Consider the following 24458-nt stretch of genomic DNA (forward strand, 5'->3'; position numbering starts at 1 on the left):
CCGGTGCAATCGTTTCCGCTACGGCACAACTTCGCCATAGGGTTCCTACGTCATGCCGGATCGTAGGGGAGTCTTAGAGTGGCCAAGCTCACGCTGGCGCAGTTGGAGCGGCATCTTTTCGCCGCCGCGGACATTCTCCGCGGTACGATGGACGCTTCCGAGTACAAGGACTACATCTTCGGACTGCTCTTCCTGAAGCGGGCCAACGATGAGTTCGAGGCCGCCCGCGAGCGGATCAGGGAGCACGCAAACCGGGAGTTGGGCCTCACCGGAGAGCTGCTGGACGGATACCTGGAGCAGGAAGCCCCCTACAGCGCGCGCGATGTGCTGTTCGTCCCGAAAAACGCCCGCTGGAAATGGATCTCGTCAGCCACCCACAACATAAACGAGGATCGTCTGCGCCCCGCACTGCAGGCGCTGGAAAGCAGCAACAGTAAGCTCAGGGGCCTCTTCGACCACCTCGACTTCAACCGCATCGGCGGCTCCGGCGCGGCGGCGAGCACGGCCAAGCTCGCTGACCAGCGGCTCAAGCTGCTCATCGCTCACTTCGGGCGCGTCCGGCTGCGGACCGACGACTTCGAGTTCCCCGACCTCATCGGCGCCGCGTACGAGTACCTGATCAAGGAATTCGCGGACTCTGCGGGCCGCAAAGGCGGTGAGTTCTACACCCCGCGTGACGTGGTGCGCATGATGGTCGAACTGCTCCGCCCTGAGCAGGGCATGCGCGTATACGACCCGTGCGTCGGCTCGGGCGGCATGCTTATTCACGCCAAGGAGTACGTGGAAGAGCACGGCGGCGACACCACGGACATGTTCTTCGGCGGCCAGGACGCCAACAGCGGCTCATGGATCATGTCGACGATGAACATGGTGTTGCACGGGGTGCGCCGTTTCGACCTGAAGACTGGTGACACTCTCACCGAGCCAGCGCACGTGCCGAAGCGCGACGCCGACCGGTTCGACGCGGTGCTCAGCAACCCGCCCTTCTCCATGGACTACGTCCTCGCCAACCTTGGGTATCGCAGCGCGCGAGCGGCGTACGGCGTAACGAGCGAGCGCGGCAAGGCCGACCTGATGTTTCTGCAGCACATGCTCTGGATGACCAAGGGTGAGGGCCGCGGCGGCATGGTTGTCACCGTCATGCCGCACGGTGTGCTGTTCCGAGGCGGCGGGGAGCAGGAGATCCGTACGAAGCTCCTAGACGACGACGTGATCGAGGCGGTCATCGGCCTGGCCCCAAACCTCTTCTACGGCACCGGCATCCCGGCGTGCATCCTGGTACTGCGTCCGCCGGGCAGGAAGGATCCGGCCCTGGCGGGCAAGGTCCTTTTCATCAACGCCGACCGCGAGTCCCACTCGGAACGGGCGCAGAACGTGCTCCTCCCGGAACACGCCGAGAAGATCACCTCTACATTCCACTCGCGTGCCGAGGTGTCCGGTTTCTCGCGGATCGTCGATCGGAAAGAACTCCGTGACAACGGCGACAACCTCAACATCCGCCGCTACGTGGACAACACACCGCCGCCCGAGCCGCAGGACGTCCGGGCCCACCTGGTGGGCGGGATGCCACGCGCTGAGATCGAAGGCAGAAAGGAGCTCCTCGACGCCTACGGGATTGGGCTGAGCGACCTCTTCGCCGAGCGGGATCCAGTGGATTCCGACTACGTGGATTTCCCGCCGGAGGGAAAGCGTCTAGACGCCGCCCGGCTGACTGAGTTGGCCCGCCCTCGCGAGGACGCGCTGCGCGGCGCCTTCGCGGAGTGGTGGAAGGCGGAGACCCGGCAGTTGGAGGCGGTGGCCGCGACACCCGAGCGCCTGGCAGACCTGACAGCGTCGGAGCGCAAGGCAGCGCTGATGGCGGTCCGCGGTTCGCTCATGGAGTCGTTCGTGGAACAGCTCCGCGAGGCGGGCCCGCTGGACCGGTATGCACTCGCCGGCGCGGTGGCCGGTTGGTGGTACGAGGCGAAGTATGACCTGCTCACCCTCTCGGAGAACGGCTTCGCGGGAGTCCTGGACGGTTGGGTTGAGAACGTTGAGACAATGCTCGCCCCCGAGCAGGATCCCCGGACGAGGAAGCTACGCAACCGGACGGCCGCCGAGCGGCGCCATGCCTACGACCACAAGGTGGTCGCGGCCATCGCACCGGATTTCCAGGCGAGATTGGCCGAAGCCGAGGCGCGCAGGGCGGACTTGGACACGCGGTGGAAGGAGTTGAACGCCGGGTCGTCTGAGGACGACGAGGTGGGGACCGAAGACGAGGCCCCACCGCGTGAGCCGCAGGTTCTGAGCGAGGAGCAACTGGCGGAGCTTGACCGGGTTAAGAAGCAGCGGACAAAGGCCGCCGCCCTGATCAAGCGCCTTGAGACCGACTTCTGGTTCCCGTGGCCGAGCGACCCGCCCAAGCTCAACGATGAACCGCCGTACCTGTTCCGGGCGCGAAAGGCGCTCAGCGCTCAGGACGAACGCCGTATCGTGCTCGATCTGCTCCGGGATGACTTGGCGACCAAGCTGCACGGCCATGTCGTACGGCGCCGCCGGGAACTGGTAGAGACGTACCGAGTGTGGGAGGACAAGTACGCGGTGTCCCTGCGGGAAATCCAATCAGAACGGGAGGGAGCGACGGCGATTCTGGAAGGCTTCCTGAAGGAGCTCGGGTATGCCTGATGAAAAGAGACTCGTCTACTATCGTCTCGACTCTCTGGCCGATATAAGCGGCGGAATAGCGCTTGGCGGAATCTCGCCTAGTGGGTCTAGCGTTGAGCTTCCATATTTGCGAGTCGCCAACGTTCAAGATGGGTATATTTCGACAAGAAATGTCAAGAAGATTTTTATTCCCATGCGCCTGGTAGAGCGCTTCCGCCTGATGCCTGGCGATGTCCTTCTCACTGAGGGTGGAGACATTGACAAGCTGGGCCGCGGGGCAGTGTGGGATGGTCGAATCGACCCCTGTCTTCACCAGAATCATGTCTTTAGGGTGCGCTGCCTGGAGGCAAAGTTGCTGGCGGAGTTCCTCGCCCTATACATGGCATCTCCCGAGGGTAAGGGGTATTTTCTACGCATCGCCAAGCAAACGACAAATCTGGCGTCCATCAGCTCGTCTCAGCTGAGTGCGATGCCGATTCCATGCCCTCCCGTTGCTGAACAGCGGCGGATTGTGGAGATGGTCAGTGCGGTATCCAGGCAGGAACGGGTCGTCAAAGCGTCGATCGCCAAGTTGCAAAACCTCAAGAAAGGCGCGATCACTGATCTACTGAAAGCGGATTCGGGGAAGGTTTCTGCCGGATCGAACGGGGATCCCAAAGCAAACGACCATGCGATTGACCGCGCAGAGGGCTGGCCGATTCGACGACTCATCGATGTGGCTGATCTCCCCGTAGGACAGGTGGATCCGCGCTCCGAACCCTATCGAAGTCGCATACTGCTTGCCCCAGATCACGTGGAACCGGGGACAGGGAAGATCTTGAAGCGGGAGACGGCGGAGGGGCAAGGGGCCAGCAGCGGAAAATACGAGATCCAGCCGGGCGATGTGGTCTTCAGTAAGATCAGGCCAGCCCTTCGTAAGGTTGCACTGGTCGATTTCATAGGAATCTGCTCAGCCGACATGTATCCTCTGAGGCCAGGCAAGGATATTCTTAGCGGATTCCTCTTTTCAACTCTCCTGGGAGAACATTTTTCGCGTTACGCAGAAAACGTCTCCGGGCGCACAGGAATTCCGAAAGTCAATAGAGAGGACTTGGCGGGTTTCTTCCTCCCGCTCCCCCCTATAAAAGAACAGCAGAGAGTCGTTGAAATAGTCGATTCTTTTTCGGATCAGGAGCGCTCCCTCGACCGTGAGCTCGCCAAGTTGGGCAATTTCAAGCAGGGGATCGTGGACGAACTCTTGAGCAGTCGCGTCAGCTTCTGAGACCCGCTTGGGTCATCGCCCTTCTTGACGGGGGGGCCATCATCTTGTCTAGGTGCCCCGTTTTGACCGGAACCGCTCACTCTCGCCCCGGATAGAGCGCAGAATGGATCAACTAAGCGGTGGGCGAGCCGGAGGGCGTGGCGACGTGGTGGTTCAGGTCGAGCGGGACGAGGTCGAACGGCCCATTGTCGCCCAACTCGTGGCAATGGGCTGGACGCGCGTCCCCGGCAAGGAGATCGGGACGCTCGACTCCGACGCCCCGTTCCTCACCAAGAAGCTGAATGCGGCCCTGCGCCGTGTCAACATCAAGGCGACCGGCCACGGGTCGTGGATGGACGACTCTGACGTGGCCCGGTCCGTCGACCGTCTGGCCTCCATCTCCCTGGGCCGTGGTGTCGTCCGGGCCAACTTCGAGGCCACCGATCTGCTCCTGAGCGGGTTTGTGCTCGGAGGCCCGTCCACTGCGCACGGCAGGGCCTCGGCGACGGTGCAATACATCGAGTGGCATGAGGATCAGGTTGGGCTCAACGACTTCACCGTGGTAGACCAGCTCCGGGTGAGGAACCTTTCGGGGGAGGTATCGGTCCTCGACATCGTTCTTTTCGTGAACGGCATCCCCCTCGTCGCCGTCGAGTGCAAGAGCCCCGATCTCTCCGATCCCGTCTACCAGGCCGTACGCGATCTGCGGTACTACGCTGGCAGTCCGCTTCCCCACGAAGAGGGCGCGGAGAGCGACCGGCCGGAATCTGCCGGTGTCCCGGAGCTCTTCCGCACCGTGCAATTGCTGGTCGCCGCCACTGCGGAGACCTCGCATCTCGGTACGATCACCTCCGCGCCTGACCACTTCCACCCGTGGCGGAGCGTGAAGCCGGAACGCAGGGAGACGCTCGAAGCGGAGACGCCAGACCGGACCGGCCCACTGAACGAGCGGCACAAGCTGGTCGGGGTCGTGTTACGGCCCGCCGCGTTGCTCAACATCGTACGGCACTACGTCATCCCGCTCCCTGTCGAGACCGAATCCGGCGGATCCCAGACCGTCAAGATCGTTGCCAGGCACCAGCAGTACCGCGCAGCGGAGGAGGCCGTAAGAAGACTGCGCACCGGCCGGACCCGCACCGGGCTGTTCGACACCGACGAACGCGGCGGGGTCATCTGGCACACGCAGGGCTCAGGCAAGAGCCTCACCATGACCTTCCTGGTGCGGCGCGTCCACCTGCACCACGACCTCAGCGAGTTCATGGTCGTGGTCGTCACCGACCGCACCCAGCTCCAGGACCAGCTCTCTCAGACCCTGAGACTGAGCGAGTCCGACGTCCAGATCGCGAAAACCCGCGCCCAGTTGGAGGGACTGCTCCGGGACGGCGGACGGCGGGTCGTCTTCGCGATGATCCAGAAGTACGGCAGCGGGCTCGCGTTCGCCGGGGAGTCCGTCCAGGACGCGGACGACCGGAACCTGAGGAGGGAGTACGACGCCGCCGAGCATGCGCGGCGGAAGGGGAAGACCGAGAAGCTCCCACCGGTGCCGAGCTTCCCGGAGTGCAACACTTCCCCTGAGATCCTGGTCCTAGTCGACGAGGCGCACCGCTCGCACACCAGCGTGCTCCACGCGGCCCTGCGCAAGGCCGTGCCCAACGCCGCGAAGATCGGTTTCACCGGCACGCCGATCATGACCGGGCGGGCGGAGGACACCCGGCGGATCTTCAGCGGCGGTCCCGGCAGGGGGTTCCTCGACGAGTACCGGATGAGCGAGGCCGAGCGGGACGGCGTCGTCGTCCGCATCCGCTACGAGGGTCGCACCGGTGAGGGCAAGGTCTTCGACAAGGACGGTCTCGACCGGAACTTCGACGACCTGGTCCGCGATCGTACGGATGACGAGCGCAGAGCACTGCTGAAGCGTTGGCCCACCGAGCGCGACGTCGCCGAGTCGACGCCGATGATTGAGGCGAAGGCCGAGGACATCCTGGAGCACTGGGTGAGCTGGGTGCTGCCGGAAGGCTTCAAGGCTCAAGTCGCGGCGGTCAGCAGGAAAGCGGCCGTCGCGTACCGCGATGCCCTGCGGCGAGCGCGGGGCGCCCTTCTGGCCGAGCTCGCCACGTTCGATCCGACATCAGTGACTGGCCCGGTGGAGGAGATGTCCAGGCGCGAACGCTATCTCCACATGGCCCACCGATATCGCGCACTGCTGCGCCGCGTCGACTTCGTGCCAGTGATCTCCCCGGGCGCGGAGCGCAAGTACCGCCAGTGGTTGCTCTGGACCGATGCGGAGCGGCAGAAAGGCTATATCGAGCGTTTCCAGCAGTCGTTTCCCCAACCGCCGGTGGAAGCGGACTGGATGACCACCGTCCCCTTCGACCAGCCGCCGCGGGAGACACCATACGACGGCGCGGGGAACAACCCCTGGTCGCGGAACCAAGCGGTCGGACCGCCTGAACCCGAGGCCGGGCCCGACCCCGTGCATCCCGAGAGTCCCATCGCCTTCCTAATCGTGAAGTCGATGCTGCTCACTGGTTTCGACGCCCCGCGCGAGCAGGTGCTCTACCTGGATCGACCGATCCGCGACGCGGAGCTGCTCCAGGCCGTCGCGCGGGTAAACCGGCCGATGCCGGGTAAACACGTTGGCTACGTCGTCGACTACTACGGTGTCCTGGAGCACCTTTCCGAAGCGCTCGCCGCGTACCAGCAGACGGACGTCGACGACACCATGCGTACCCTCTCCGAGGAGATCGCCGATCTCCGCCCGACGGCCGGCGCGGTCCGGGAACTCCTGGTACGGAAGAGAATCACCGAGGCGGATCTCTCCGACCCCTCGGGGTTGCGGAGAGCCGCCCTGGCCTTCGAGGACAAGAAGGATCGCTTCGACTTCGATGAGGCCCTGCACGCCTTCCTCACCACGCTGGAGCGTGTGTTGCCACACGAGCACGCATTGGAGTACGTGCCCGACGCCCGGCGATGGGGAATGCTGCAGAAGCGCATCCGGCGGCTCTATCGGGACGCGGAGGGCGGCACCTTCACCCTTCGCCGCTATGGGCGGAAGGTCCGGGCGATGATCGCCGCCCACCTAGAAGGTCCGCAGATCGAACGGATCATCCCGCCGGTCTCGCTAACCTCGGATGCCTTCGACGACATGATGCGGGACATCCCGGCGCGGGAGGCCGCGGCTGAGATGGGCCACGCGCTCCGTTTCCACCTGGAGGAGCGGGTCAGACGAGAGGACCCGGAGAAGTACATCCGGCTCTCGCAGCGCCTGGAGGAGATTCTGAAAGAACTTCCCGGACGCTTCAAAGAGCAGGTCGAGGAGTTGGGCCCGCTCATCGAGCAGGCCCGCAGGGAGGACGAGGAGAACCTCACGCTAGTGGGGCTCAGCGTGCTGGAGCAACGGCTGTACCGGCTCGTTGAGGAGAAGGTGGAGGGAAACCCGGGAGTCGTCCGAGGGGAAACGGACCTGCGGCACCTGGTCGACATGGTGTGCGACACTGCCGCACGTGTAATGGGCAGTGTCGCGTATCAGGGGCAGGCACAGGACCTCAGCGAGCTGGCGAACGCCATTCACAGCCAGTTGCTCCATGCCGGTCTCCGGCCCGCAGGCGTTGAGTGGTCCCCCATGAAGGCCATCGCGGAGAGCCTCGCGGCGTACGCCAACGACAACCGTTCGCAATTCCTACGGAGGGCTCAGGGAGAATAGGGCAGGTGACCGCACCGGCCGACGACCACACCCCGCAGGCGCTGGAGGACGACAACCTCCTCACCGTCGACGGGTTGGCGCTGAGGGTGCAAGTAAGCGCCCGGCGCAGACGCTTCGCGCTTACGGTGGAGGCGGATGCCGGTCTCACGCTGCACGCCCCGCAGGGACGCTCGGCAGCGGATGCTGCGGATTTCGTACGTGCACACCGAACCTGGCTGGTGAGCAGGCGTGCGCTGCGGGAGCGAGCCCGGCCATTGAATCCGGCCAAACGCCTTGTCGAGGGGGAGGTCTTCCGTTACCTCGGTCGGACATACCGGCTCGCCGTCGTGGGGGACGGGTTGGGGGATGACAGGGTTCGGCTGGTGGCCGGACGCCTGATCATCAGCCGCGCATTGGCCGAAGACATGGCACTCGGCCGGGCGGCGCTGGTCGATTGGTACTGCCGGGCCGGTCACGCCTGGGTAACGGAACGACTCCAGCCTTGGGCGGCCCGGATGTCCGTACCCGAGCCCGTAGTGGACGTATGTGACCTTGGCAGCCGCTGGGGAGCGTATCGCTCGGGGGAAGCAAGCCGTGCGTCGGACCACATGAGTCTCGGATGGCCTCTTTTCCAGCTCCCGATGCATCTGATCGACTATGTCATCGCCCATGAGCTCGCCCACGCCCGGATTCCCGGGCACGGCGTCCGCTTCTGGCGACTGGTAGGGCAAGCTTTGCCCGAATATGAGGAGCGCCGCATGGAACTCGACGAACTTGGACGGCGCATGTGGATGGGAGAAATCGTCTAGTACAGACGTCCGGTGATCTTGTCTGAGAACAACCCAACGTAATGCGGGACGCGTGCGGGATAAGCTTGCAAGCCGTGCGAACTGTCGGCCCGCTCACACGACGCGAGAGGGCTGTACAGGCGCCGCTCTCTTGATCTTGGACCGGTTGGCTGGTGCCGTGACAATCGCAAACTTCGGTACTCACCGTAGGATGCGGGGCGACAGGCCGCGGCCCTTCTAATGAGCTCGTCGGGCCTTGCCACCGGGCAAGGTTGGGCTGTGACGGCAACGTCGGCTACTACAGCCCTACCCGGAAGGCACCGTATGCGACTCCGCACCTCCTGATCGCCACCCACCAACAAGCTGATTGCGACGCCTGAAAGCCGAACGTCATACTGCCGCACCGCTTCCGGTGCTCGGGCCTGGCGGCCCTGCGCTCCGGGTCGGCTTGCCACCGGATGACGTGGTTGCTCTCCGCGCGATGGGAACGTGCGGGGGATGATCATGCAACCCTCCCCTCTCAAACTTCGAGCCGTTCAATGGTGGTGAGCAGCTCTGCTGGGGAGCAGGTTCAGGTCGATCGCATGCTGCATGATCTCGACCCCCGCACCGTGCACGACCTGCCGGTACAGCTCTGCGTCTCCCCTGGCGTATACCAGATGCCCACCCTCAAGACCGAGAATCGTGCAGTACGCGAGCACCTGAGGTGGACGCCTTGTTGGGGCAATGTGGCGGGTCTTCGAAGACTTCATCACCGTTGCCCTGCCCGACGGTACGGCGGGCGCAGCGACCTCCAGGACAAGCGCCATCATGTCAATCGGGACAGACGGGTGCTGCTCCCGCCCGACCTGGTCCACTATGTGATCGCATCCTATGGGTCAGAGCGGCCTGCCGCTGTCGTGGACAGCAAGTACAAGATCACGATCGGACCGGCCGGCTACAACGACGATCCCTACCCGGATTAGTTATTAGATACGGTGACGATCGTGATCTCGTACCTGCTGATACTTGGTGAACGTGAGGCCGTGGCCTGGGTGCTGCGCGAGTCGCGGATGGCCTTCCCCTCAAGGAGCCGGAGCGAAGTAGCTAAGCTCAAGATCGGGGACGATCTGTTCATCCTCACCACCAGAGGCTGCTGGCACAACCCGGCACGGGACCGCACACGGATCATCGGCCATGCGAAGGTCGCCACGAGCGTCGTCACCTACGACGAGCCCGTCACGATCGCAGGCCGTGTGTTCACACGGGGCTGCGAGCTCAGCATCAAAACGCTCACGCCGTACCTCACGGGCATCGAGCTGGTGCCGCTCGTCCCGCAGCTCGACGCCTTCCCCGACAAGCGGAGTGGCGCATGGTTCATTCGGCTTCGACGCCCTCTCCTGGAGATCTCCGATGACGACGCGCAGCTCCTCCGGCATGAACTGCGCAACGTCTGCAGGGATGCCGCCACCGTGATCCCCGAGTACCTTGCCGCCATCCGACCTGTGCACGCCATTTCCCGACGGAAGTAGCGACCTCGCCTACAGGGCGGACGGCGTTCTTCCGCTGGCGAGGATCCAGCAGGGGCCCTTGCCGTGCCTAAATCTCCTGAAAGAACTCGGTGTTCACTGTCACGTCCTCGACCTGGCGAACTGTGGTTGCGACGCCGAGTTCGTACTGCTTGAGCAGGTCGCACAGACGTTGGCCATCAATCAGGTCGACGGGCGGGGCGCCGTCGCGGGTTGCTTCGGCTTTGGCGTCGGCGGTGAACGTTCCCGTAGTGATCAGAAGCCCCTTGTCCCCGCGGCCGGCCATGGCGCCACGGAAGTCACGGACGGCGGATGAGCTCACGCTGCCTCGGTAGCGCTTGCACTGGAAAAAGACGGGGAAGCTGACGAGGGAGATCCGGTAGACGCCCAGGCCGTCGATTCCGCCATCACCTGAGCGCCCGGTCACGGTGGCGTTGATGAAGCCAGCTTCGCGGAGCAGTCTCTGGGCAAGGCGTTCGAAAGCGTCTGGCGGCATTGCCATCAGAGCAGCCAGGAGGTCGTCCCGCCAGTTGGTCTGCCTTGCGTCCTCCGAATCTTGGACGTCTCCGTTCTGATCACGCTTTTGCTTTCGCTCCTCGCGAAGCTTGATGACGTATTCCTTATGGAGCTGCTCAATCTCGGATTCCTCGGCGCTCCGACCGTGTTCGGTCAGTGACCAGACTCCGCGGCCGCTGTTGATGAGGAGGCCCATGCCCTTCAAATAGCTCCGGGCCCACGCCAGCCGATACTCGATCTTGGTTTGTGGACCCTCCTGGTGGAGGACAGCCTGTTGCTCCTCCGAGAAGTGCTGCTGGCGAGGCACTTCCTCGACGATCTCTTCGATCGACGCCGAGTCGCCAAGGTTGCGAACGGCCTGCAACGTCGGCCAGAGAAGGTCCTTGTACGACGGGAGATCTACATTGGTCACGCGATCAGCATGCCAGGCCGATAAGACAATTTGTCCACTAAATTGGTAGCCACCCTGCGACGGATCAGCATCTCGGGCTCTGATGGACCTACGGTCCGGGTCCGCTTGCCACCGGATGATGTGATTGGCCGTCTCCGCGCATACGGGGCATCTGCGGGATGGTCATACGAGCACCACAGACTGTTTAGAGCGTTTCAGCACCTCATGGGAGAAGGCAGCTTCGCCCACGCTCTCCTACGGCGGGCGCTGCTTTTGCTGCCGCTTGCGGACCCTGACGGTGCTGCGGCAAAAGGGCCCACTGTCGGCAAGCAATGAGTGCAGACGGTCACATCAAGTTGTTGTACAGCGTGGCCGGTACAGCAACACCTGCGCCATCCGATCACACATCTCTATCCGACCGTCCGTAACCAAGACCTCGCAAACGAACACTTAGCCGAGCAGCCAGAGCTTCACGCTGTTCTTCAAGGTCCATTAGCGAGACCTCATATCGGTCACACCACCGCCGGTATGTGTCTACCAGTGTTTGCCGTTCGGCTCTGACGAGCTTTTCGACTCGAACCTTAAGATCTTCGCCCAGCGAATCCAGTACCCGGCTAGAGGCCAAATCCGCTGAACCCACCACGGAATGATCACTAGAAGCTGCAATCGTCCGATCGGTAACGGCAGAAAAGCCTAGGCGATCGAGGAGCCTGAGGTCGTCATGGTAATGGGACCACCAAGCCGCGAAGATGCCGACCAACTGGTAATGGTCCAATATTCGCAATGGTGCGAGTTCCTCGGAAAACGATTCCATCAAACTAGACCTCGACCTCAGCAGCCGCTGTGTGCCAGAGAGTTCAGCGATACGTGGGCCTGTTTCAGTCCACCATGAACGGTAGCGTTGGATAAAGTTCCGAACGCCGGGCTCGGCAAGTTTTTCGATACGCCCAACAGCAGCTTTATAGCCTTCAGCCGGAAAGTCTAGATAATCGCCATCCTTCGCACGGAACAACTCCATCGGGTCGATGCCGAAAGTATGAAATTTTGGTGCTTCAGCTTCTACTTCCGTTCGAGGCACACCTCCAAAGAGCGCTGCGCGAACGTTGAGCGGCGGCGCTACCTTCGGACTGGTTTCGACATAACGTCGGATGTTGAGATTGAAGCCGTTTTCCGCGACCTCATCGACTGACACCGCACGTGAAAATCCCGGAATATGTGACCAGTTCTGATAGACATCAACGATCTTCTCCACATGCTGCGGCCCCAGGTAATTCTGTGTCCGGCCAGTTACCACTTCACGCTCGGCATCGATGAACAACACTTCGCCGTTCCTCTCCCTCGGTGGCCCATCTGTTCCCCGTAGAAGCAGGATGCAAGCAGGGATAGCTGTGCCGTAGAAGACATTCGGCCCGATTCCAATTACCGCTCCTAGGCGACCGTCCCCAATAATTCTTCGGCGAATTTCGGCTTCCACTCCACCCCGGAACAGCACTCCATGTGGGGCGACAACCGCTCCGATGCCATCGGGACGCAGCGACGCAAGTACATGCTGGACGTTCATCAAGTCAGCCTTCTTACCCTGTCCTGGGATCCAGCCATATCTCATCCGCTCCGGATATGTAACCTCATGCTCGACGTAGTTCACCGAAAACGGTGGATTAGTCAACACCCGGTCAAAGGTCTTAAGTTCTCGCTCCGTAGCCAGGTGAAGAGGAGTACTCAAAGTGTCGCCGAGAAAGATCGAGCTGCTCGTGATGCCATGAAAGAACAAATTCAGCCGTGCAATGGTCCACGCAGGCATGCTAATGTCCTGGCCATAAAGCGCGAGATCAGACCAGATCCCGGCATGCTCATCAACATACTCCTTCGCATGAATGAGCATGCCAGCTGAGCCGACGAATGGGTCGTAAACTGAATGTCCTGCCTCTGGTTGAACCAGGCGCACCATCAATGCGACCACGGAACGGGGCGTATAGAATTCCCCTCCCCTTTTGCCAGCATTCTCGGCTACCCAACCAAGAAAACAATCATATGCACGGCCGACAACGTCGTCGAACTCCAGATCGCCGTTAGCCAACGGAATTTGGTCGAAGTGTTCGATCAGAGCATTAATCTGGCTAGGCCCCAGCCTCCTGGAGATATCCAGCGTTTCCAGCATGCCATCCAATACGTTCGGGTTGTGGTGGGCCAGTTCCCGCAGAGCTTCGCTCATTACGAGCGCAGGCCTCTTGCCTTTAGACTGTGCGATATGAAACCAGTGTGCGCTATCAGGGACATGAAGAATATCCGGCTGATCCGAGACACGCTTGAGGAGCAGTATCCCGGAGAGGATGTCAAGGTATGACTGTGCATCCCCCTTCCCCCGTAGAATGTCGGCTGCCCTGACAAGGTGGCGGGTTAGCTGCGCAACGGTCAAAGAGCTCATGTGGGCCTCGTTTCCTCTACCATCTCACCGAAGATCGCTGGTTTCAAAGTTTCCAAGCGTTCGGCTATCGTCCGCTGAATTTTGATCTGAGCATCAATATCCAAAAGGGTTGCAACGATTGCCTGCTGTTGCTCCCTTGGTGGCACAGTAATCAGTAGCTCACTCAAAATGGCTGTATTTATAGAGGACACCGTACCTGGAAGAACCTGACTCAACAGCTCTTTCTGAACCGGCGGATACGACAGATAAAAAGCAAGGTATGCCGGAACAATATCCTCCCCTCTGGGCCTAATGCGAATGCATGACGAGCTATAAAACCATGTTGCATGCTCCGCACCCAACAGAGCCAATCGTCCTACTGCGCCCTGCCGCACGATAAGAAGGTCTCCTTCCTGCAGAGCAAACCGGGACAGCTTATTAGTATCTGCCCATGGAATTCGACGCAGCCGCCGAGTGTCTACTCGCTGTTGATCCGTAAGATCTGGCGGCGCGATCACCGGAACTCCATCAGGATCGTCATGAAGGTTTGCTAGCAGAGACCCAGACGGGCCGGCCGTCACCACACAGAGTTCCCGAAGCGGGATTTGCCCTGCACGTACCACGAATCTCTCCTCCCAGAGTTGCCGCCTCACCAGCGTTGGCTTGCATTCTCACCGAAAATGGTGGGGGCACGGCGTAGATGATCACCGTGTCCCCACCATCAACATCAAGCCATGCGCTCGCAGTACTGGAGCGCGACACGCACCAATTCCTCGATCGCGGCGGTCAGCAGAGCCATAGTGCCCGCGATCAGCATGGTGGACCCGTAGCCCGTGAGGGTAGCCCAGAAGAAGATCACGGTGATGAGCACCGCGAGCACCACCACGACCCTCCTGGTACGAGGCACCAGACTCCATGCATCATGGAGGGTGACAGTCCTCATTGGGGGATGTCCCTTCTCCTCCCGCATTGCGGGGGGCGACTGAGCCGCACCGTCCTGCCGGACATCGGAACCCACGCAGGGCGGTGCGGCGGTTCGATAGGTCAAACGCTCTTGCTTTCAGCGACTGCACGCGAAGCCACGCCACGCATCCAGACCGCCATCGCGAAGTTTGAGTCATACCCAACCTTCTGGACGAAGCGTACGTCTGCGAAGCTAGTTCCGCAATACGTTGTGGGCGTTCCTCTCAAACCGGATGCTTTGACTGTCGCGGCTTCCGCTCTTCTAGCTTGGCCCCGTACGCGTCAACAGCCGTCGGGCATGGGGCCAGCCGACAACGCATAGAGCTGCTGTACAGCGCCTCGGTACAGCCAGGCCAACCGGAGGAAGCCGCCGTTGCGCAGGCGTCTGCCGGGTCCCTTCAAATGCTCTATGGACCACCGCGCGGGTTCCGGTCCTCGGAGCCCTTAGTGGTCGACTTCGTAAATCCTTCGGGGGTTATGCGGCGGGGTTCAGTACGGCAGGCTGATGGTCTCAGCCAGCGGGCTGCTGGAGGTTCGACTCCTTCTGTTCGTGTCGCTCGATCCGGGCCAGTAGGTCCTCGAGGTCGGCCGGGGTGAACTTCCATCTGAAGGGCCGAGCGGTCGCGTTGTAACGACGCTCGAAGGTGATGAGTCGGTCTTCGACCTGGTCAAGACCAGTGAAGTCGTTGGGTGAGACGACCTTGCGCTGCACGATGGAGAAGTAGATCTCCACTTGGTTGAGCCAGGAGGCGTGCACGGGGGTGTGCACCATGACCGCGTTGGGGAACGTCGCGGTGAGCCGGTCGGCGGCGGCTTTGCCGCGGTGGGAGGAGCCGTTGTCGACGATCCAGAACACGCGCTTGGCCGAGGCGTAGGGCTCTTGGGTCATGACCTGGGTGACCAGCTCCATGAACGGGGCGATCCCGGTCTTGGGCGAGGTGCGGCCCATCACGCGGGCGGCGTGGACGTCGTAGGCGGCCAGGTAGGCCAGTGCGCCGCCGCGGTCGTAGTCGTGGTTGACGCGCATCATCCGGGCTTTGCCTGGGGGCAGGGTGGGATGGCAGCGGCAGCGGGCCTGAATGGAGGTCTTCTCATCGGCGCTGATGACGTACTCATCGTCGCCGAGCGGGAGGTCGTCCCACCGGCGCGCGTATAAGTCGAGCACGCGGGCGGCCTTGGCGGCGAACTGCGGGTCGCGGATGAAGATCCACGATTGGTGCTGCCAGGGTTTGAGCGTGTCCTCGGCCAGGATCCGGCGCACGGTGGAGGCGGAGATGGCTGCGGCCAGTCCGCGGGCGATGGCCTCGCGCGCCAGGTCAGGGCAGCTCCAGCGCGACAACGGCGCCCCGGTCTCGGCAGGTGGCCGGCAGGCCAGTGCTTTGATCTCGGCGCGCTGAAGAGGACTGAAGGTGGGTGGCCGGCCGGAGCGGGGCCGATCCGTCAAGCTCTTGATGCCATCCTGGCTGCGGTAGCGTCCTCGCCATAACCGCACGGTGTCCACCGTCACCCCACGGCGCTGGGCAATCTTGTTGCTGGAGTAGCCGTGCGCGGCATCCAGCACGATCCTGACCCGGACCACGAGCTGGTAGGCAGCGGTGTGGGAGTAGGCGATCTTCTTGAGCCGCCGCCGTTCGGAGGCGGTCAGCGTGATGGAGCGAGCACGGCAACGGGGCACCGACGGTCTTTCCCTGGTCGATCTTCACGGGTAACCCGCCGACCTTGCCCGGCACATGCCAGTGGGTGCACGCGCGACACGCCCGCACGGCAAGATGGCGGTCATGCCTGCGATCCCCGAGTCGACCAAGACCTCGCTGGCCCAGCGGCTCACGCTGCACGCCAGGGAGCACTGGCCCCAACTGGTCACGGTCCATGTGCGCTACCACGGCCAGTTCGCCTACGTCGAAGGACAGCTCACCGACGGCGCCCGGCTGCCCCTGATGCGACTGCGCTACGGCGGCTCGGCCACCTACTGGGGGCTGGCTGTCCACACCCCCAGCAACGACCGCTACGAAGCCGCACCCTGGTTCACCGGCACCCCGCAGGAAGCCCTGAACCTGGTCTGCGACCTGTACGTCACCAGCATCGACACCTGAACACCGACGCACGACCGACCTCAGTCCGTCAACCCCCGAGAGACTTCCCGGTCGGACCACTTAGCTACGCTGCAATCTTCTGACCGCCGCTCTGAGCAGGGTGATTTTGTAATCAAGGACTCTGCTTGCCATCGAGTGTCGGGTGGCCAGCCTCTACGGGTGCAGGGGCATTCGCGGGATGATCTTACGGACGATGCGGGCTGGGCATAGCGTCTGCGCAGGTCAGAGCCTGTGAGCCAGCCGTACAGTCCCCACTCTCCTAAAGCGGGTGCCGCAGGTTCGAATCCTGCCGGGGGCACCAGGTTCGACCAGCAGCAAAGCGCCCTTGACCAGCGGAAACGGCGGTCAAGGGCTTCATAATGTGTCCGGTGCTGTACGGCTGTGGTCGATCGATTGCGGATGATCGTGCCAAATACGTGCGCACGGCTGTGCCTCCTCCGCACACGAGATGGTTCCCGCTTCGGCCCTCGGCCTCGCGTGTACCTCCCGGAGTGGTCCCATCGATCATAAAGAGCGTCCCTCCAGGGCTGGACGTCACCCCAAGGCATCAGAGACTCTTCAATTGGCGATCTTGAACCCCTCCGGCTTCCACGGAGGCACCTGGCACGCCGGTCTATGACGGCACATCAGCGGGTGGGGAAGTGCAACCTAAGATGCTCCATGCCGAACACCCGCCGCATATCTCCCTTGATCAGGACGGGCTCAAGCACGGTGAGCACCCGCTCGATCGCGGCCTCGTCGTAATCGTCGAGCGTCGGGGTAGCCCGCAGGAACAGCGCGCCGCCCGGCAACTCGTCGACCTCCTCGAAGACACCCGCGGCCGCCAAAGCCGCCGGCCCGCCCAACCGCGCCCCCAGCGCGCCTGCACACACGGTGACCCATGAGTAGCCGCGCAGTTCCAGCTCGCAGCGCGGGATGGTGACGATGTCCACGGCGCCGAGCGCGGTCTCCAGGGGAGTCTCGTCGGTGAGGCAGTCGTCGGTGACATGGCCATAGCAGGCGCCAGTGATGGCGGCCTGTCTCTTCAGCGCCTCCGCCCAGCGCCACTGGACCTCGGGCGGATGCCGGTCGCCGGTACGCGGCACCCGCTCCACCTGGAGCTTGACCCATGGCTCGCTATCCCCGATGGGAGCGGTTACGTTGATCCACGCGGTGCCGTTGCCGGGGAAGCCCCGCTCGTCGAGTGGGCGTCGGTGCCGAGCTTCTTGGCGCCAGGAATGTGGTACTCCAGCACGATCTTCCCGGACGAGTAGCCCAGCAGCGCCATCCACTTGATCAGCAGCGCCGCCACATCGACCGCGCGGTTGTGTCTTGAGGCGTTGTACTTCCACGGCTTGTCGCCGTCTGCCGTTTTCGCGGCGCGCCGCGGCTTGAGCCCGTCGGGGTCGGACAGTGTGATGGGGTTGTTGGCGGCGTAGCTGTAGGGGTTGGCCCAGTCCGGCGCTTGCAGGCTCAGTACCGGGTCGGTGCTGATGAACTTGGCGATGCTGGGGTCGTAGTAGCGGGCCGATAGGTAGACCGGCCCGCTGGTCGGGCAAGGTCACCGCCAAGCCCGACGATACCCGGGTAACTCTGCAGGTCCCCGAGGGAAGCTACGGGACGGCGAGACAGTGAGATGGCGCGCCCGCACCATTGCTGCAGGCGTCAACGACGCGTGGACCACCTGGCGCACCGCCACGATCAATACCACTGGCGGCCAACCCATCCGCAGCGGAGAGCAGGCGACCCAGTCCGCTGCGGCGGCATCGCCAGATTTCCTGGATCACTTCACGACCGAGACCTGTCGGCAAGAAGGCTGGCAGGGTGGCCGAGCCGTTCTCCACAATCAATACCGGCCCTTCACGTGGTGCTTCACCTTGACTTACGGGGTCGTCCTCATCCACACGGTCATCGTGGATGGCGTGAAGGTGAAGGTGCCTGCGGGACTCACCCAGTTCACCGCAACCACGGTGATTCTTACTCGCGTCGGGAACTACCTGGCCCAGGCCCTGGATGACTACAGCAGGCACAGCCGCGACATCGACGTCTGGTACAAGATCGAACCCGAGGGCGTCAGCATCAACGACAACAGCATCACACTGAATGCCAACATCACGACGGCTGGCCACCCGAGTCCGGGGGTCTGTGCCGTCGATGGGGCCTCTTCCAGAACGGCATTGCGCGCGGGATGGAAATCCGCCCCCTACGCGCACTTCAAAATCAAGTCCAGTACCGCCGCCAGCTCCGGTTTCCACAATGAGGGCACTTGCAGGATAGGCACGTACATCGAAGTCGGAGGATATCTCAACGGCAAGCTCCTGAACGATGAGGACGTCGAGAACTTCGTCACAGAGCCGGAGGTGATGTGCGACACCTCCCCCAAATACACCGACCATCGCGGCGGCTGCGTCCTGGGCAGGGGAAACAGGGCTCTTCACGGTTGAGGGTGTAGTCGTGGTCTGAACCCGCCTGTCTCGAGCAGGCTTCTGGCGATGTAGTTGGTGAGGTTGCGGAACCCGAGTGCTGAGCCGCGGAGGTGTTCGATGCGTCCGTTGATCGCCTCGGTGGGCCCGTTGCTGGTGCCGAGCCGGTCGAAGTAGGCGAGCACGTCGTCGGCACGCTTCTTCAGTGTCCGACCTAAAGTGACGACCTCGACAAGAGCGGCCGGGACACCCTTGCTGACCGAGTCGATCAGTGCGGTCATCAGGTCCCGGCCACGGCGGCGGTCTTCGTGGCGGTAGGCGGCGATCATCCGCTGGTAGATGCCCCAGGTCGCCTCGACCTCGACATGCTCCTCGACGGCGAACAGCGCCCGCAGCCGGTGGATCTGCTTGTCGGTGAGCAGCCCGGCCCCGGTATGCAGCGTCCGGCGCGCGGAGTAGAGCGGGTCGTCCTTGTGGCCGCGGTGTTCGTGGATGGCCTGCTGGACCCGGCGCCGGCACCGATCGAGCGCGTCGCCGGCCAGCCGGACCACGTGGAAGGGATCCATGACCGCGACCGCGTCGGGGAGCTCCTCGGTGGTGGCGGTCTTGAAGCCGCTGAACCCGTCCATCGCGACGACCTCCACGCCGTCGCGCCAGGCGTCTGTGCGGGCGGCGAGCCAGGTCTTGAACACCTGCTTGGAGCGGCCCTCGACCATGTCGAGCAGCCGTGCCGGGCCGGTGCCGTCGCGGATCGTCGTGAGGTCGATGATGACCGTGACGTACTTGTCGCCGTGACGGGTGTGCCTCCAGACGTGCTCATCTACACCGATGACCAACACGTTGTCGAACCGTGCCGGGTCGTCGATCAGGACCCGCTTGCCCTCGGCGAGGACGGCGTCGTTGGCGGTGTTCCACGCGACCCCGAGCCCTTCGGCGACCCGGGCGACGGTGAGGTGTCCGACCACGATCCCCTCTAGCGCCCACCGCAGCCCGCGGCGCGACAACCTGGCCCGCGGCTCAGCCGCCAGTGAGGTGTCCTGGCGCCACACGTGGCCGCAGCCGCCGCATCGGTACCGGCGGATCGTGACCAGCAGCGTCGTGGGCCGCCAGCCGAGCGGCTCGTGGGCCAGGCGCCGGGTCACGGTGTCCCGTGGGGTCCCTTCACAGCCGCAGCGGTGACACCAACGGTCGGGTTCGACGACCCGGCACGCGAGGACTGCGCGCTCGGGCTCGAGGCGCTGGCCGGTGACGACGAGCCCAAGCTCGTCGAGGCGGCAGAAGGTTGTCAGATCGGGGTGGGCGAACGCATCTAAGCGCTCGCCGACGGTGGCGTCGGGCACGTGGAGGTCTCTCAGGATGAGCGTGTAGGAGCCTTTCCCTCTGGAAACCTCGACATCTATCCCGGGACCGCCGCGCCAGCTACACCTTCATCTGGTGAAGAGCCGCTCTAGCCGCGACTACACCCCAGTCTCTGGGAGTAGGTCATCTGTCGAGGGGTCCGGGATCACGGCCGATGGCGGAAGCTGATGCGCATCAGCCGGCTGTCGGCCCAGTCTTCGAGCTGAGTCGGCCGGATGGTGCCGGGGTCGTGGGGCTGATTGAGATCCGCGACGATCTCCGCCAGCACGGCCTGACGTTCAGCTGGGGCGGTGACCGGCGTGGCCCGTGCAGGCAGATCTGCGCGGATCCCGTTCTTGAGGTGGAAGGTGAAGGTGGGATTGGCGAGAAGGTTCGCATGCCAGTCGGTAGCGGCCCCGCCGGCGCCGCTACACAGGTAGGTGGTGCCCGCAGCTCGGTAGAAGAAGATCTCGATGCGGCGTGGTCGGCCGGTGCGGCGCCCCAGCGTCGTGATGTCGATGATCCGTTCGCTGGTGCCTGCGGCGGGTGTGATCTCGATGGCTCGCCGGATGTGATCGGGCAGGTGCGACAAAGACGCGTCCCGTACGGAGTCGTTCCATCCGGTCGTGTCTGGACTGCTCATGCGGTCTCGGTCTGAAGGGCGGGCCCGAGGAGGAGTCCACCGTCGATGACGTACTCCGACCCCGTGATGAACGACGCGTCCGATGACGTGAGGAACAGGAGAAGCCGGGTGACGTCAGTCGGCTCCCCGAGCCGGGGGATGGCAAACGGCTCGGGTGAGTAGAAGTCGGCGATTGCCGCGACTGCGCCGGCTGCTGGTTCGTGGATGAAGGAGGTCGCGATCACGCCGGGGTGGATGGTGTTCACGCGGATGTGGTCGCGGCCGAGTTCGAGCGCTGCCGTTTGGGTGAGACCGCGCACGGCCCACTTGCTGGCGACGTACGGCGCGTAGTGCGCCGTGCCGCCCAGGCCCATGGTCGAGGCGATGTTGACGATGGCTCCCCCTGTTGCGCGGCGCAGAGCGGGGGCGGCGACCTTGATGCCGAGGAAGGTCCCTGTGAGGTTGATGTCGAGGATGCGCGACCACGTGGCCTGGTCCGTCTTCTCGATCGGCGCTGGCGGGTTCTGCACGCCCGCGTTGTTGACGACCACGTTCAGGGCGCCGAAGGTGCTCTCGACGGCTAGCACAGCGGCGGACCACGAGCTCTCGTCGGTAACGTCAAGGCGGGCGAAGCGAGCGCGGGTCCCGAGCTCGTCGGCGAGAGCGGCGCCGCGTTCCGCGTCGATGTCGCCGATCATCACGTTCGCTCCCTCCGCATGAAAGGCGCGTACGTGACTCGAGCCCTGGCCGCCGGTCCCACCGGTCACGAGCACGGTCTGGTTGTCGAAGCGGGGCATCAAATGTTCCTTCGGTACGGGGAGGAATGACCGGGATCACCAGTGATGAACGGCGGCCAGTGGTGAGCCAGGCGACTCACCATCTCCTCGACACTAGGTCGGCGACAGTGGCGAGTCAAGCCACTCACCTCGTATGCTTGGCCCATGAGCAGGGTCGTGACGACGTATCACCAGCGCGTCGCCCAGGAGAAGCGCGCGCTGATCGTGACGGCCGCGACCGCACTGTTTCTCGAGTTGGGCTACGACCGGACGTCGCTGGCGCGGATCGCAGAGCGCTCGGGCGTTTCGCGGGCCACCTTGTTCAAGCAGTTTCCGAGCAAAGCTGCCCTGTTCGACGCCATCGTGACCGAGTCCTGGTCGACCGCTGACGAGGAGGATCCTCCGCCAGCAGGCAACGTCGTTGACGGGCTCAGCATCATCGGTCGCCGTTACGCCGAGCTGCTAGGCCGTGCCCAGATGACCGACCTGTTCAGGATCGTCATCGCCGAGCTACCGCGGTTCCCTGAGCTGGCCCATGCGCAGTTCTCGCACGGGAAGATGCCCTACTTCGAGTCCGTACGCAGCTATCTCCTGGCTGAGAACGAGGCGGGAACGGTGCGGGTCGAGGACGTGGACCTCGCAGCCACCCAGTTCCTGGGCATGATCTCCAACTACGTCTTCTGGCCGACACTCCTAGTGCCGGGCTGGGAGGTGAGCGCCGAACGCGTCGCTCAGGTAGTCGACGAGGCCGTCCGCACCATCGCCGCCCGGTACGCCACGACTGGACCAGGGGCGTCCACCAACGACTGAGTCCGACCGACCGCGACAGAGTCCCGCCGCCACCAAAGGAGCTGATGCCTACGCAATCGAGGCCGTCGGCACCAAGGGCGTTCGCGGGGCATCCCGGGGCGGACACCGAAGGAGGGAGTCTCGATGTGTTGACCCACCTCGATCAGCCTGGCATCAGCACGGCCCAACAAGAGGTCTCAGCAGCGGGCCCAAACTGCAAGGCTGCGCTCTCGGGATGGAAACTCCCAACGACAGCAAGAGGGGTGGCCCAAGACCCGCAAGCCCACGCCCGCACCTACACCCTCATCTGTGAAGAGCCGGAAACAGGTTCCTCACTTATTACGAAAGCAGCACCGCCCACGGAGAGGTCGCTCGTCACATCAAAAGCGCCTTCGCCAACACCAGCAAGGTGATCCCAGGAAACTACCTGGAGTACATCGTAAACGGCGATGAGGGCAAGGGCGCTCCGCTGCACAGAATCTGGGACGAGAACCAGGACGGCACACCCAACCCGCTCTACAGCGCCAACGTTAGTGCGAAGGATAGGGCATGCGCGCTGCTCCATCGGCCTACCGGTTACCAGTGCGACGAGTACCCCTTCGCCTCAAGCTACGAAGGAGCCGGAAGAAACGCCTCCGGGACACTCACGGCCAATGTCAGCTACAAGTACGTGCCTCAGCCGCACAACGGCAGTGCGGGCACCTCATTGAGATGGTTCTGGCAGAAATACAGGCTACTCGAAAAAGACCCCTTCTGAATTCTCATCTCCGCAGGTACGGGCTCTCGGTCATAGGCTGACACCGCAATACTAAGAGAGGCGTCGCCAGCTTCATCGATTCCGTGGAGCCGGCGACGCGAGCCTCAACTCAGCGGTGGACCCATGAAGTGGGCGACCTCAGCATCACTCATGACCGGGAGCGGCCTGGCAATGGTGAAGCCGACATGAGGCCCGGCCGGCCGTTGGTGATCCTCCGGAAAGGTAGCGCCGGCAATGCGTTCCAGCATGGTGATGCAGGCGTGCCGGGAAATGCCGCCCGCACTGAAGTCCAGGTCATGCAGGTAGGCGTCCACTGCCCCGGTATTCCAGCCGCACCGGGCGGCCGGGTCGGCCTTGTCGAAGTCCGCAGGGTCGAACCCGGCCTCCAGCCTCCCGTTGGCGGCGTAGGCGAAGTAGGCAAATAAAGCCCCCGCCGCGCGCCATGACCCCACTTCACGAGTCAGTCTCCGGGATGAACGTACGAGCGAAGCCGAGCCGGTCGATGATCGGCCCATCGTTGAAACGGAACAGGTCGAGCTGCTTCTCCGCCTGGAGCCGCCAGGACACCCAGGAGGGCACGACGAACAGGTCGCCGGTGGCGACCGCGCGCTCCTCACCGCCGAGGACGACGGAGCCGTTGCCCTCGAAGACCTGCCAGACGGACGAGCCGACCTCATGGCGGGTCCGCGTCTGGATGCCGGCGCGCAGCCGGTGGAACTCGGCGCGGATCGTCGGCATGACGTCGCCGCCGGTGGTCGGGTTCACGTACCGAATGGCGGCGTGGCCCTGCTCCACCGTGGCCGGGTGGCCCTCGTCCTCCAGGGCGAGCTGCTCGGTGAAGGCGGCGTCAGTGTGCTCCCAGCGGTAGGCCGCGAGCGGGGAACTGGTCCGGTTGTCCAGCTCGGACATCGGGCGCAGGCCGGGGTGCGCCCACAGCCGCTCGCTGCGCGAGACCGCGGGGGACGATTCGTCGGTGACGCGCTCGGAGCCGAACTCGAAGAAGCCCACGTCGGCGTAGCGCGAGAACGGGATGTCGAGACCGTCGATCCAGGCCATCGGCTGGTCGGTGTCGTTGTGGTGGCCGTGGAAGTGCCAGCCGGGGGTCAGCAGCAGGTCGCCGCGGCGCATCGCGACCGGGTCACCGTCCACGACGGTCCAGACGCCTTCGCCCTCGACCACGAACCGGAACGCGTTCTGGCTGTGGCGGTGCTCCGGCGCGGTCTCCTGCGGCCCCAGGTACTGGATGGCACACCACAGCGTGGGCGAGATGTACGCGGTGCCGGGCAGGCCGGGGTTGACCAGGGCGATGGCCCGGCGTTCGCCGCCGCGCCCGACCGGGACCAGGTCGCCGGCCCGCTCGGCCAGCTTGTGCAGCGTGGCCCAGCGCCACACGTGCGCCTTCGCCGACGGGGCCGGCACCAGCGGCATGAGGTCGCCCAGCTGGGTCCACAGCGGGGTCAGGTCGTTGGCCTCGAAGTCCGCGTAGAGCTGCTTCAGCGCCTCTTCCGTATCGGCGTCAGGAGGCAGATCTGTCTGGCTCATGTCA

22 protein-coding genes and 1 pseudogene are annotated in these 24458 nt (G+C 63.7%); 10 read left to right on the forward strand and 13 right to left on the reverse strand.

Annotated features, from left to right (window positions below):
* Positions 1-78 precede the first annotated feature (78 nt).
* The 6 genes from ITP53_RS10995 to ITP53_RS11020 all read left to right on the forward strand — a co-directional run bounded on the left by ITP53_RS10995 (position 79) and on the right by ITP53_RS11020 (position 9864).
* Positions 79-2664: a type I restriction-modification system subunit M gene (locus ITP53_RS10995; protein WP_195895243.1), complete on the forward strand. Its 2586-nt coding sequence runs from the start codon at positions 79-81 to the stop codon at positions 2662-2664.
* Positions 2657-3904 (forward strand): restriction endonuclease subunit S, encoded by a 1248-nt coding sequence (locus tag ITP53_RS11000; RefSeq protein WP_195895244.1) that lies wholly within the window; start codon positions 2657-2659, stop codon positions 3902-3904. The genes ITP53_RS10995 and ITP53_RS11000 overlap by 8 nt, the downstream gene beginning before the upstream one ends.
* 145 nt (positions 3905-4049) lie before the next feature.
* Positions 4050-7586 (forward strand): type I restriction endonuclease subunit R, encoded by a 3537-nt coding sequence (locus tag ITP53_RS11005; RefSeq protein ID WP_195895245.1) that lies wholly within the window; start codon positions 4050-4052, stop codon positions 7584-7586.
* A 5-nt stretch (positions 7587-7591) separates the two neighbouring features.
* Positions 7592-8374 (forward strand): M48 family metallopeptidase, encoded by a 783-nt coding sequence (locus ITP53_RS11010; protein WP_195895246.1) that lies wholly within the window; start codon positions 7592-7594, stop codon positions 8372-8374.
* A 563-nt stretch (positions 8375-8937) separates the two neighbouring features.
* Positions 8938-9318 carry a hypothetical protein gene (locus ITP53_RS11015; RefSeq protein ID WP_195895247.1) on the forward strand — a complete coding sequence of 127 codons (381 nt, stop codon included), beginning with the start codon at positions 8938-8940 and terminating at the stop codon, positions 9316-9318.
* Between the two features lie 21 nt (positions 9319-9339).
* Positions 9340-9864 carry a hypothetical protein gene (locus ITP53_RS11020; RefSeq protein WP_328814363.1) on the forward strand — a complete coding sequence of 175 codons (525 nt, stop codon included), beginning with the start codon at positions 9340-9342 and terminating at the stop codon, positions 9862-9864.
* 67 nt (positions 9865-9931) lie between these two features.
* Here ITP53_RS11020 and ITP53_RS60210 read toward each other — a convergent pair whose 3' ends face one another.
* The 5 genes from ITP53_RS60210 to ITP53_RS11045 form a co-directional block, all read right to left on the reverse strand.
* Positions 9932-10789: a restriction endonuclease gene (locus ITP53_RS60210; RefSeq protein ID WP_195895249.1), complete on the reverse strand. Its 858-nt coding sequence runs from the start codon at positions 10787-10789 to the stop codon at positions 9932-9934.
* 379 nt (positions 10790-11168) lie between these two features.
* Positions 11169-13193 carry an N-6 DNA methylase gene (locus ITP53_RS11030; RefSeq protein WP_195895250.1) on the reverse strand — a complete coding sequence of 675 codons (2025 nt, stop codon included), beginning with the start codon at positions 13191-13193 and terminating at the stop codon, positions 11169-11171.
* Positions 13190-13825: a restriction endonuclease subunit S gene (locus ITP53_RS11035; RefSeq protein WP_328814364.1), complete on the reverse strand. Its 636-nt coding sequence runs from the start codon at positions 13823-13825 to the stop codon at positions 13190-13192. Before ITP53_RS11035 ends, ITP53_RS11030 begins: the two co-directional genes overlap by 4 nt.
* A 74-nt stretch (positions 13826-13899) precedes the next feature.
* Complete coding sequence (locus ITP53_RS11040) at positions 13900-14079, reverse strand: hypothetical protein (protein WP_195895252.1); 180 nt, start codon at positions 14077-14079, stop codon at positions 13900-13902.
* A 567-nt stretch (positions 14080-14646) separates the two neighbouring features.
* Positions 14647-15810 (reverse strand): IS630 family transposase, encoded by a 1164-nt coding sequence (locus ITP53_RS11045; RefSeq protein ID WP_207755821.1) that lies wholly within the window; start codon positions 15808-15810, stop codon positions 14647-14649.
* A gap of 103 nt (positions 15811-15913) precedes the next feature.
* Here ITP53_RS11045 and ITP53_RS11050 point away from each other — a divergent pair, with 103 nt between their 5' ends.
* Positions 15914-16228, forward strand: a complete 315-nt coding sequence (locus ITP53_RS11050; protein ID WP_195895253.1) for a hypothetical protein — start codon at positions 15914-15916, stop codon at positions 16226-16228.
* Between the two features lie 626 nt (positions 16229-16854).
* On the opposite strand, the gene ITP53_RS11055 is transcribed toward ITP53_RS11050, so the two are convergent.
* The 3 genes and pseudogenes from ITP53_RS11055 to ITP53_RS61010 all read right to left on the reverse strand — a co-directional run.
* Positions 16855-17313 carry a hypothetical protein gene (locus tag ITP53_RS11055; RefSeq protein ID WP_195895254.1) on the reverse strand — a complete coding sequence of 153 codons (459 nt, stop codon included), beginning with the start codon at positions 17311-17313 and terminating at the stop codon, positions 16855-16857.
* 50 nt (positions 17314-17363) lie between these two features.
* Positions 17364-17519: a hypothetical protein gene (locus tag ITP53_RS57245; protein ID WP_236050689.1), complete on the reverse strand. Its 156-nt coding sequence runs from the start codon at positions 17517-17519 to the stop codon at positions 17364-17366.
* A gap of 93 nt (positions 17520-17612) precedes the next feature.
* Positions 17613-17744: pseudogene (locus ITP53_RS61010) on the reverse strand (RHS repeat-associated core domain-containing protein); the annotation flags it as partial.
* A gap of 94 nt (positions 17745-17838) precedes the next feature.
* Here ITP53_RS61010 and ITP53_RS11065 point away from each other — a divergent pair.
* Complete coding sequence (locus tag ITP53_RS11065) at positions 17839-18651, forward strand: hypothetical protein (RefSeq protein WP_195895255.1); 813 nt, start codon at positions 17839-17841, stop codon at positions 18649-18651.
* On the opposite strand, the gene ITP53_RS11070 is transcribed toward ITP53_RS11065, so the two are convergent.
* From ITP53_RS11070 to ITP53_RS11080, 3 genes are all read right to left on the reverse strand, one after another.
* Entirely contained in the window at positions 18642-19970 is a 1329-nt protein-coding gene (locus tag ITP53_RS11070) for an ISL3 family transposase (RefSeq protein ID WP_195895256.1), read from the reverse strand. The genes ITP53_RS11065 and ITP53_RS11070 overlap by 10 nt on opposite strands.
* Positions 19971-20134: 164 nt before the next feature.
* Entirely contained in the window at positions 20135-20560 is a 426-nt protein-coding gene (locus ITP53_RS11075) for a nitroreductase/quinone reductase family protein (protein WP_236050690.1), read from the reverse strand.
* A 47-nt stretch (positions 20561-20607) separates the two neighbouring features.
* Entirely contained in the window at positions 20608-21387 is a 780-nt protein-coding gene (locus ITP53_RS11080) for a glucose 1-dehydrogenase (protein WP_195895258.1), read from the reverse strand.
* A gap of 144 nt (positions 21388-21531) precedes the next feature.
* Here ITP53_RS11080 and ITP53_RS11085 point away from each other — a divergent pair, with 144 nt between their 5' ends.
* Complete coding sequence (locus tag ITP53_RS11085; protein ID WP_195895259.1) at positions 21532-22176, forward strand: TetR/AcrR family transcriptional regulator; 645 nt, start codon at positions 21532-21534, stop codon at positions 22174-22176.
* A 388-nt stretch (positions 22177-22564) separates the two neighbouring features.
* Complete coding sequence (locus tag ITP53_RS11090; protein WP_195895260.1) at positions 22565-22912, forward strand: NucA/NucB deoxyribonuclease domain-containing protein; 348 nt, start codon at positions 22565-22567, stop codon at positions 22910-22912.
* Positions 22913-23016: 104 nt separating this feature from the next.
* On the opposite strand, the gene ITP53_RS11095 is transcribed toward ITP53_RS11090, so the two are convergent.
* Positions 23017-23364, reverse strand: coding sequence for a hypothetical protein (locus ITP53_RS11095; protein WP_195895261.1), 348 nt, complete (start codon positions 23362-23364; stop codon positions 23017-23019).
* A 1-nt stretch (position 23365) separates the two neighbouring features.
* The gene (locus ITP53_RS11100; protein ID WP_195895262.1) at positions 23366-24454 is read right to left on the reverse strand and encodes a cupin domain-containing protein; all 1089 of its coding nucleotides are present in this window, start codon (positions 24452-24454) and stop codon (positions 23366-23368) included.
* Between the last annotated feature and the right edge of the window lie 4 nt (positions 24455-24458).

The sequence above is a fragment of the Nonomuraea cypriaca genome (assembly GCF_015645445.1).
In the GTDB taxonomy this organism is placed as follows: domain Bacteria; phylum Actinomycetota; class Actinomycetes; order Streptosporangiales; family Streptosporangiaceae; genus Nonomuraea; species Nonomuraea cypriaca.